At 30.5% G+C, this 10410-nt stretch carries 9 protein-coding genes and 2 pseudogenes; all 11 read right to left on the minus strand.

The features are described from left to right. Positions 1-234, minus strand: a pseudogene (locus ACVC2P_RS18840) (polysaccharide pyruvyl transferase family protein); the annotation flags it as partial. A 2-nt stretch (positions 235-236) separates the two neighbouring features. Next, positions 237-1112, minus strand: coding sequence for an N-acetylneuraminate synthase family protein (locus tag ACVC2P_RS18845; RefSeq protein ID WP_452599996.1), 876 nt, complete (start codon positions 1110-1112; stop codon positions 237-239). A 19-nt stretch (positions 1113-1131) separates the two neighbouring features. Next, positions 1132-2286: a cytidylyltransferase domain-containing protein gene (locus ACVC2P_RS18850; protein ID WP_452599997.1), complete on the minus strand. Its 1155-nt coding sequence runs from the start codon at positions 2284-2286 to the stop codon at positions 1132-1134. Positions 2287-2406: 120 nt separating this feature from the next. After that, positions 2407-3567 carry a DegT/DnrJ/EryC1/StrS family aminotransferase gene (locus ACVC2P_RS18855; protein WP_452599998.1) on the minus strand — a complete coding sequence of 387 codons (1161 nt, stop codon included), beginning with the start codon at positions 3565-3567 and terminating at the stop codon, positions 2407-2409. Next, a complete protein-coding gene (locus tag ACVC2P_RS18860) occupies positions 3560-4492 on the minus strand; it encodes a GDP-L-fucose synthase family protein (RefSeq protein ID WP_452599999.1) in 933 nt (310 codons plus the stop codon). The genes ACVC2P_RS18855 and ACVC2P_RS18860 overlap by 8 nt, the downstream gene beginning before the upstream one ends. Continuing rightward, positions 4493-5563 carry a GDP-mannose 4,6-dehydratase gene (gene gmd / locus ACVC2P_RS18865; RefSeq protein ID WP_452600000.1) on the minus strand — a complete coding sequence of 357 codons (1071 nt, stop codon included), beginning with the start codon at positions 5561-5563 and terminating at the stop codon, positions 4493-4495. A gap of 59 nt (positions 5564-5622) precedes the next feature. After that, a complete protein-coding gene (locus tag ACVC2P_RS18870) occupies positions 5623-6585 on the minus strand; it encodes a glycosyltransferase family 10 domain-containing protein (protein WP_452600001.1) in 963 nt (320 codons plus the stop codon). 40 nt (positions 6586-6625) lie between these two features. Then, entirely contained in the window at positions 6626-7777 is a 1152-nt protein-coding gene (locus ACVC2P_RS18875) for a hypothetical protein (RefSeq protein WP_452600002.1), read from the minus strand. Positions 7778-7781: 4 nt separating this feature from the next. Next, positions 7782-8912 (minus strand): glycosyltransferase, encoded by a 1131-nt coding sequence (locus ACVC2P_RS18880; protein WP_452600003.1) that lies wholly within the window; start codon positions 8910-8912, stop codon positions 7782-7784. Positions 8913-8916: 4 nt separating this feature from the next. Then, on the minus strand, positions 8917-9978 hold the full coding sequence (locus ACVC2P_RS18885; RefSeq protein ID WP_452600004.1) for a glycosyltransferase family 2 protein: 1062 nt from the start codon (positions 9976-9978) through the stop codon (positions 8917-8919). A gap of 1 nt (position 9979) precedes the next feature. After that, positions 9980-10410, minus strand: a pseudogene (locus ACVC2P_RS18890) (hypothetical protein); the annotation flags it as partial.

Consider the following 10410-nt stretch of genomic DNA (forward strand, 5'->3'; position numbering starts at 1 on the left):
TCCCCATACAACACATTTGTCGTTTACATTTGTTAGAATACTTCCTATGGTAACATAGATAGGGCTGAAAAAATTTTGAAACGAAAATGCCGATGGTTTAGTCCAAACAGCTTTTTTATTGGCTATTTTTTCTACAAGATATTTGCCTAAAAGGTCACCGTAATTTTCTTTGGTTTTTCCTTGAAGTTTCTTTTCATTCCACCAAAATAATCTAATGGTTTTTGATTGAAACATTATTAGCCTTTTTGGTTTTTTAATTTATCGCGTTGTACTTGCTCGATTGGTAAAATATCCTGACTCTTATATGCTAAAGCTTGGTGTACTGCATTTACATCTCTAGATAGTTTACGTAAGCCCATTGGCTCTAACGAAGCTGCATGGTCTGTTCCTTTCCAGGTACGATCTATTGTATAATGCCTTTCTATTATGTTAGCTCCTAATGTGTAAGCTGCAACATCTACTGCTATACCTAAGTGATGTCCTGAAAAACCTATATGCTTTACATCGTCTTTATATTTATCTATTAATAAATTAATATCTAATAAACATACGTCTTGAAATGGTACTGGATAACCTGATGTGCAATTATATAGTACCAAGTCTTTATTTCTATTATGTTTTTTGAATAGGTTTACAAGATCTTCAATTTCACCTTTGGTTGTCATTCCTGTAGAAATATGAAGTTCTCCTTTATAGTTTTCGCACAACCATTCTAGCATGGCTACATTGTTATTACATGCCGATGGTATTTTTATAAACTCTGGGTTTAATGATGCTATTTCTTTTGCTGATGTTACATCCCAAACCGATGTTGAATAGGTTAATCCTATTTCTTCGCAATAGTTTTTTAATTCTCTATGCTGCTCAACATCAAACTCTAAAAATTCTCTATGTGCGCCATAAGTATCGCCATAAGAGTTTACTGGGTTTGGGTGCGGTTGGTTATATTGTTCTTCTGTTAATAGTTCTTTATTATGTCTTTTTTGAAACTTTACAGCATCGACATTACAGAATATTTTAGCTACTTTTATTAATTCTTTAGCGATTGACATTTCGCCTTTATGGTTACATCCAATTTCGGCAATGATATAAGGTTTTTTATACGCTTCCATTTCTATATTCTGTGTAAAATTAAAATCTTTTATTATAATTCATTATAAATTGGCAGGCTTCTCTAATGGCTCCTGCTCCAGAATTTTTAGATAATACGATATCTGCATTCTGTTTTACGATGTCTGTTGCATTGTTTGGTGCTAATGACCAACCTACACTACATATATTGGTTAAATCGTTTACGTCATCGCCCAAATAGGCAAAGTTGTTTATCGATAAATTTTGCTCTTGTAATATATTTTGAAGTAAACTGTACTTGTCTTTTACGCCTAAGTATACCTTTTTAATTTTGAGTTTCTGCATACGTTTTGCTACTAACTCGGATTGCTCTGAAGTCATAATCATAACTTCTATATTAAATTGTCGCATAATTTCTAATCCCATACCGTCTCGCATATCGAAATTTTTAGTATGCTCTCCATCTTTTGTATAGGTTATTGTGCCATCTGTAAACACCCCATCTACATCTAAAACAACGTGTGTGATTTTCGCTGATTCTTTTGCTCTTTTTTGGCGTTCTATTAATAAGTGTTCTACGGCAATCCAATCGTTTTCTGAATCTATTTCTAGTAACGATTCTTCTGGCATTTTTACAACTGCAACTTTATTTCCTAATCTATTTTTAGTCTCTTGTAAAGCTGTTTTTGTTGTTGTATATACGGCACCATTTTCTACTAATAAACCATTAAAATCTTGACGTCTTGGTCTTGCTTGCGGGTTATAATTTATTGGTGTGCCATCTGCATTCCATAAAAAACGATGTGTATTTACAACTGTTAATACTGAATCGTAATCCTTTTCTAATTTACTTAAACAAGCATTTATATCGTCTCTTTTTGTAAATGGCGATGTCGCTTGTAGTAAACAAAAAGCATCAAAGTTATAGTTTATTTTATCACAAAACTCCAATATTGCAAATTCTGTAGATGCTGTATCTGTAGCGCTTTCATCGCTTCGTAATAATGCTTTTACTTTATTAGTCCAATGGTATTCTTTGGCTATAAAGTCTATAATATCTTGATCGTCTGTGTAGACATAAACTTCATCTAGGTTAGAAAACAATGCTTCTCCTAACACCCATGTATACAATGGTCTTCCAACCATTTTACGCTTGTTTTTATTGGGGATTCCTTTTGATCCTTTTCGCAAAGGGATAAAGCCTATTGTCTTCATTTAATTTTAGTCGTCAGTTATCTAATAATTCTGCTAAAATACATTTTTTAGCGACGAAATAGCTAAAAAACAGGATAAAAGGTAAAATTATTAAATATTGCTTTATGTTTACGTGCTCTTTTAGGACAGAATTTTATGCAAAAATTGTATTTGTTCTGTTAAAGGGATTTGGTGGTTTCCTACAAACAAACCATGTTGATCTAAGTATTTTGCATTTTTCATTTCACCAAAAACCTCATAATTAAAATACTTTAGCACTTCGTTTTTAGTAAAATCTCCTGTTACTATTGGTCTACAGTCTATATTATTTTGTGTTAATTTCTCAACTACTTCTTTTCTACTTACTTTAGATTCTGGTTTTATTATTAAGCTAAATCCAAACCAACTACTATTATCTGTATTTTCTTGTATGTAAAAGTCTTTATGGTCTTTAAATAGCTCTTGAAATTGTTTAGCGTTTGCTCTTCTGTGTTTTAAAAAATCTGGCAGCTTTTTTAATTGTTGTACTCCTATCGCCCCACTCATTTCTACTGGCCTTACATTATATCCTGGCAAAACAAACCTGAAGGATTCTGTAAACCAATCGTCACTTTTATTAGCTACTTTATTCTCTTTGGGAAGGTGTCTTGTCCAACCGTGTGCTCTTAATGCTATTAAAACGTGGTATAATTCTTCATCGTCTGTTGCTACCAAACCGCCTTCCATTGTTGCCATATGGTGAGAGAAGAATGTAGAGAATGTTCCCATTACTCCAAAGGTTCCTGCTTGTTTTCCTTTGTATTCTGCTCCCATAGATTCGCAATTATCTTCTAATAGAATAATATCTCTTGAACCTATAATAGTATTGATTGCGTCAAAATCGTTAGGATTTCCTAACAGATTTACTGCAAATATCATTTTAGTATCTTCTGTAATGGCTTGTTCTAATTGCTCTAAGTCGAAATTTAATGTTTGTAAATCGACGTCTACAAATTTTAATTTTAATCCGTATTGGTATAATGGATAATAAGTTGTAGACCATGATACAGCTGGTACAATAACCTCATCTCCTCTTTTTAGCTTTGGGTTTTTGGTATAAAATAATGCTGCTACTGCTAATAAATTAGCTGAAGACCCAGAATTAACCATAACACAGTATTTGGAATCTATAAAAGATGCAAATTCTGTTTCAAATTGTTTTACATGTTTACCCATTGTATACATGTCACTTGCTATTACAGTATTAATAGCTTCTATTTCTTTATCATCCCAAGTGGATGTTGCTAATGGATATTTAATCATTTAATACTTCGCTTTTATAATAATTATAGGTTTTTTTTAAACCTTCTACTAATGCAGTTTTAGCTTTCCAACCAAAGGTATTTAATTTGGTATCGTCTATTAGTTTTTGCATCATACCTACTGGTTTTGTCGTATCGTGAACAAACGAACCTTTATATCCTATAACTTCTGCTATTTTTTCGTAATATTCGTTTATAGTATAATCGTAACCTAAGCCTACATTTATGTTTTGTGGCATAGTTTCAAAATGTTCTATTGCGTAGAAAATAAAATCGGCTACATCTTCTGCATACATAAATTCTCGCCTTGCTTCTCCTGTTCCCCAAATAGTAATTTGCTCATCTCCATTTATTTTAGCTTCATCTATTTTTCTAATTACTGCTGGCACCATATGCGAATGCTGAGGAGAAAACTTATCGTATTTACCATATAGGTTACATGGTATTACGGTTTTATATTGATAATAATTATCTTCTTTATTAATATACTCACAAAGTCTAGTTGTTACTATTTTTGCTAATGCATAGCCTTCGTTTGTTGGTTCTAACTCTCCTTTTAAAATAAGTTCTTCTCCTAATGGGTTAACGGCTTCTCTAGGATACATACAAGAACTCGATAGATTTATAAAGTGTTTTACTTTATTGTCTTTGGCTGCTAAGATTAGGTTTTTTCCTATTTCAAGGTTTTTTACCAAAAAATTAACTGGACGCGCTATATTATCTTGAATACCGCCTACTAAACCTGCTGCATGTATAATATAGTCCGGTTTATGTTTTTTAATGTAATTGTTTACGGCGTTATAATCTTCCAGATTTAGCGTACTTCTTGAAGGTGCTAATATTGTATAGGGATTGGTAACATTCTCATTGTATTCGAGAATGTTTTTCCCGACCATTCCGGTTCCTCCTGTTAATAGAATTGTCATTTATTTAGTATTAGATTTAAACCTTAATACGTAATCTAAATCGTGACGTACCATTATTTTCACTAAATCTTCAAAAGATGTTTTTTGAGGGTTCCAACCTAATTTTTCTTTTGCTTTTGCAGGGTTTCCTAATAGTGTTTCTACTTCTGCTAATCTGTAATAGTTAGGGTCTACTTCTATTAATGTTTTTCCTGTTTCTACACAAATTCCTTTTTCATTTTCGTTTTCTCCTTCCCAACGTAATGTTATACCTGCTTCTTTAAAGGCTAATTCACAGAATCGTCTAACGGTGTGTTGTACTCCTGTTCCTATTACATAGTCTTCTGGTTGCTCTTGCTGCAACATTAGCCACATACATTCTACAAAGTCTTTGGCATAGCCCCAGTCTCGCTTTGCATTTAAATTCCCTAAATACAGTTTATCTTGAATGCCGTGTGCTATTCTTGCTGCTGCTAATGTAATTTTTCGGGTTACGAAGGTTTCTCCTCTTCTTTCAGATTCATGGTTAAATAGAATTCCGTTTACTGCATACATATCATAGGACTCTCTATAATTTTTAGTAATCCAAAATGCATATAGTTTTGCGACTCCGTATGGTGAACGTGGGTAAAATGGTGTTGTTTCTGTTTGGGGTATTTCTTGTACTTTACCGTACAACTCTGATGTTGAGGCTTGGTATATTCTCGTTTTTTTCTCTAAGCCACAGATTCTTATTGCTTCTAATAGTTTTAACGTTCCTACTCCGTCTGTTTCCGCAGTATATTCTGGCATATCGAAAGATACTTTTACATGCGATTGTGCTGCTAAATTGTATATTTCGTCTGGCTTGATTTCTTGTACTAATCGTATTAAATTAGAGCCATCTGTCATGTCGCCATAATGCAGTTTTATGTTTTGTTTTTCGTGTATATCTTTTAAAAGTGTATCTATATACAAATGTTCTATTCGCTCTGTATTAAAGGTAGAACTTCTTCTAATTATACCGTGTACTTCATATCCTTTCTCTAACAATAATTCTGCTAAATAGGAACCGTCTTGTCCATTTATTCCTGTAATTAAAGCTATTTTCATTTGTTTGTATTTTATTTAATGTACTATATATTGCTTTCTACAAAGTGGCAATATAGTTTTTATTTTGTTTTATGTATTTTTTTTATTCTAGACACAATATTGTCTAACATTTTTTGTCTTTCGCTAACACCAAATGTACTTCCTTTTTCACATATTGCATTATAAACTTTTATACAATTATTCATTCGCTCTATAAATGTTTCATTTGTCATTTTCGAAATGAATTCGAATAGAGCTTCTGGATTATCAAATTTAGAATAATCTATAAAACTGTTTTCTGGAAATAATTCATATATATTTGTATGCTTTCCGTAATAAATTGGTAAGCAATAATTTTCTATACTATCCCATATTTTTTCGGTTACATAGTTATAGGCTGCTGTATTTTCAAACGATAGATTAAAGTGATAATTATCTACTAGTTGTCTTTTTCGTTCTACCCAATTGCCTTCTCTGGAATCTTCTTTTGAGATTCCTTCTGGCCATCCTTTTCCATATACATCCATTGCATCTATTTCATGCCCTTTTAATGCTATTTCTGTTCTTAACTTTATTAAATCTATATTATCTCCATCTCTTATTAATGCTTCAGAGTTTAAGCCTTTATAAAAAGACATTAATGCCACAACTTTTTTAGATTTTAACTTAAAGTCCTGAGGTACTAATTTTAATTTATTTGTTATTAATCGACTACGAAACGTAACATTAGTAACAAAAACATCTTTGGTATAGACATTCATGATATGGCAATTAACCAAATTAAAGAATACTTTTATTTCACTACTAAAATGCGTATCAAACCTAGACTCTAACGTCCATATTAAAAACTTTTTGTTTCCAAAAACACCTCTCCAAAAATGCTTTTTTAGGTGTTTATAATTTTGAGAGATAATAATATCTGCTTCTTTTATTTTATCTACTATTACAATATCGTTTTCATTTATAAAAGCTAAGTCTCCTTCTATGAAATCTTCAAATGGGGTATATTTAAAACTGGATGCTTTGTATAATTTTATACTCATATTCTTTGTATACTATTGTTTTCTTAACGTTTTAAGGCTTTTATTTTTTTATAAATCTAGATATTCTTTTTTTTAGTGTAGGAAAGGTATTGATTATATAGTGTTTTGGTTTGATCATATTTTTTTCCTCCAGTTTTAGATATAAATCTTTATTTATTTGATGTTTTTCTTTTGTATATAATAATTTACCAATATAGGTATCTTTATGTTTTTTATAAACTTCTATATTAAATACATTTTTATAATTTTCTAACTCTCCTAATAGTTCTAGGGATAGTTGTGTTCGCATACATTTATCACATTTAGAACAATTTATCTTATCATTGTCTGTATAACTTGTACATACATCTAAATAATTATAAGACGGCTTATAATGTGCTACTATTTCCGTTCTCTCAAATCTATTATATTGCGCCATTGAGGAATAGAATTGAGTAGATTCTGTTTGCAAATAATTGAGTAATAGATTGTCCCAATCGCTAGTATCATCTTTATTTAGTTTAAAATAATCAAATCTAAATGCTGATGAGTAGTAATACGTACTAATACCGTTTTGAAGTGCCAAAACGCAAGATATATGGTAGATACTGTGTAATTTTTGAAAATCGACACCTACTAAATTATAGACATTGGTATCTAGTTTTAATAATGGTAATCCCATTTTTTGTACAAATTGCTCTACATTATTTAGTCTTTTCGCATAAAGTTTTCCTGCTATTTCTCCTTGAAAGACTCCATGAGACCCTGCATTAAAATAGGTTAAACAATTAACATCGTATTGTTTACGAGTATTGGTATGTGTTGCTATTGTTGAAAAGGAATCTATACCACAAGATATGCCTGTTGCTATGTTTTTACCGTTGTTTAAGGTATCTGTAGAGGTTGCTTCAGGGATTATTTTAATTTCATGATATGTTGCGTTAGATAAATGTAATGCTTTTATTAAATAGTTATTTAATGTATAGTTTAGTTTAGAAGACAGTGTTCCTTTTACTATAATGTCTTCGTTATTTTTCATAGCCAAAACCAATAATCCTACAACTGCGGCATCTAAGTTTTGGGTTGTTAATTGGTTTTTATATAGACTTGGTATTTTATACCATAATGTTTTTGTTTCATTTTTGGTTTCAAAAACTGTTTCTAAATACGAAAACGAGTCGCGTTCTATTATTTTAGATTGATAGATAATCATACTACTAAGATATACTTTTGTATGCTTTTAATACCTTCGCCTTAATATTATTATAAGCTAAAGCTGGTTTCATTTTTGTTTGATTGTACTGAAATGCGTTCTCTACTAATTCTTTATTTATAATAGCTTGTTCTACAAGTTTCGCAATGTGTTCTACATCTGTGGGTTTCTCTATTAACAAGCCATTTTTGTTATTTATAATAACATCTTCTGTTGCGCCTCCTGGATTAGACTGTATTGGAAAAGCTCCCATTATTACGGCTTCTAAAAGTGTATTTGGCATACCATCTGACATACTGTTTCCTATATAAATGTAGGCTTCTCCCATTAATTTTAAAATTTCTAAATGCGAAGATTGTGTTAGTACTGTTATGTTTAAATCTGCTTTTAAATTGGTTTGCTTTATATATGTTTTTACTTCTTCATGTGCTCCAAAAACAACTATTTTATAGGTGCTTAATGGTTTTGCTAATGTTTTAAGTGCTTTTAATACTTCTATACATCTCCCTAATTCTCCTTGGTACCCTTTTACTAAAATAACAGATCTACCTTCTGTTTTTTGTATAAGATGATTTTCATGCGCTTCTATTTTATAACCGCCGCCACCTGGAAAAACACCTAAAAAATGACCTTTAAATCCATTTTTTTTAGCTATTTCAAAATCTCTATTACAGTCTGTAAATAAATAATCTATTTTAGATAGTACACTGTAAACTTCTGACTCGTAATTAGGTTTGTTTTTTGTATTGTATAAATCACTTCCCCATGCTGAATACACCCATTTTATCTTTGGGTTTTTATTCATAACATTTAAAATGGGTAAACATGATATTTGCAATACAAAGCTATGTACCACATCTGGCTTTACTTCTAATAATACTTTTTCGAAAGCGCTTTCTACATCATGTTCTAAAATACTTTTATTCAATTTAGGGAAATTCTTTTTAATAAATGTTCTCCCTTTTAGTTTAGGAAATTTATGCCTCCAACCTTGAAATGAGGTTACCCATTTTAAACTAGATACTTTTGCTCCATCTTTAATATCGAACCAAAAGATGTTATGTTCACTATTTTCAAGCTGGCTCGCCCATCGTTGGAAATGGATTGAATTCATGGAAACCATTAAAATACGCATAACATTACAATTTAATAATTAATTCTATAGTCTTCTTGACCTTGTTAAATTGATATTGATAGGCGCTAGTTCTTAATTGATTAATAACACAGCTTAATATTATATCATTAACGTCTTCTAAACTTAAAAACGCTATTGTTTTTTTTCCTAATAGTCCTTTTAATATTTCTTTTACGGATTTGTAGGCTTCATGTTGTGTTATTGTTACTTTTAAAACACCTTTTTCTGTGAGTAGGATGGCATTAATAAATGCTAAGACCTCTGCTTTTTTATTAGATATTGAGTAATATTTTTCTATATTTTTTAACGTTTCATAATCACTGTCTTTATAAACACCCCAATTGAATTTGGTATTTGCTTTTACTTTTTTAGATTGTTCTACAAATGCTAAATAACTGGCATTTATTTGTTCTAATTGCGAGTGAAATGGTGCTAAACTGCTTTTAGAACGGTATTGTTTTGGATGCCATTGGTGTAACATTAATATAGTTTCATTATAAAAATTGATTCTATGTCCTGCATTTCTTAATCGTATGTGTACATCTGTATCTTCGCTTCCCCAGCCGTTGTAAAATTCATCATAGCCATTAATAGACTTTAAAATACTTGTAGGGTATAATGTCATTCCTGTAGCTTCTTTTGTAGACTTGAAATTGATTATATATTCTAAAAATTCTTGTTCTTTTTTAGATTCTCCTTCATTTAAAAATCCAACTTGAAAATAAGTGATTTCATCTTTCTTTATCGTTTTTAATGTTTCAACAAACTTTGAATGATACATCATATCTATATCTCCTACAAAGAAATAATTTGTTTCACATTGTTTTAAAACGATGTTAATGGCTCTAGATTTACACCATAATTCTTGATTTGTATTACATTGAATTAATTGTATAAAAGAATAGTTTTTTACAAGTGTTTCTAATTCATTTCTATAATTAGCGACACTTCCATAGTCTACTAATACTACTTTAAATTCTTTATTTGTTTGCCTATCTAAAGAGTTTAAACAGTTTTTTACTAATCGTAAATCTCTATTTCTATATGTTAATACTAGTGTTATCAAGTTAATTTATAAAATGTTCTAATTGTGTTTTTGTTAGACCTTTTTGTTTAAAAATAAGTTTCTTTATTGGTTTTACTGTAAATAGTTTTTTAAATATCTTTTCTGAAAGGATATAGTTAAATCTCTTACTTTTTAATTCTTTAAGGTCTTTAAATGTACTGTATGTTTTCTGTTCTTCTTTTAAGCTATTAAATGCTTCTTCTACCCAATCTTCTGAGGTATTCCCTATGTGATAAGCATAATTATTATAGGTCGCTAATCTATAACCTCCATATTTAACCACTGGAGAATCCATATAGATATGTTCGCTGTCTCCTCCTAATTTATATTTGCTTCCATTTTTGGGTAATGTATTAAATACTTCTCGTTTATATGTTCCTACAAAATGTGCATTTCCTAAAACGGCTATTGTATTATTGTTGGCTTTTATAG

This window comes from Pontimicrobium sp. MEBiC01747 (assembly GCF_053601635.1).

Bases quoted from the DNA above. Each gene is read 5' to 3' on its own strand.
- ACVC2P_RS18845 (WP_452599996.1), bottom strand. From the start codon at position 1,112: ATGGAAGCGTATAAAAAACCTTATATCATTGCCGAAATTGGATGTAAC.
- ACVC2P_RS18850 (WP_452599997.1), bottom strand. From the start codon at position 2,286: ATGAAGACAATAGGCTTTATCCCTTTGCGAAAAGGATCAAAAGGAATC.
- ACVC2P_RS18855 (WP_452599998.1), bottom strand. From the start codon at position 3,567: ATGATTAAATATCCATTAGCAACATCCACTTGGGATGATAAAGAAATA.
- ACVC2P_RS18860 (WP_452599999.1), bottom strand. From the start codon at position 4,492: ATGACAATTCTATTAACAGGAGGAACCGGAATGGTCGGGAAAAACATT.
- gmd (WP_452600000.1), bottom strand. From the start codon at position 5,563: ATGAAAATAGCTTTAATTACAGGAATAAATGGACAAGACGGTTCCTAT.
- ACVC2P_RS18870 (WP_452600001.1), bottom strand. From the start codon at position 6,585: ATGAGTATAAAATTATACAAAGCATCCAGTTTTAAATATACCCCATTT.
- ACVC2P_RS18875 (WP_452600002.1), bottom strand. From the start codon at position 7,777: ATGATTATCTATCAATCTAAAATAATAGAACGCGACTCGTTTTCGTAT.
- ACVC2P_RS18880 (WP_452600003.1), bottom strand. From the start codon at position 8,912: ATGCGTATTTTAATGGTTTCCATGAATTCAATCCATTTCCAACGATGG.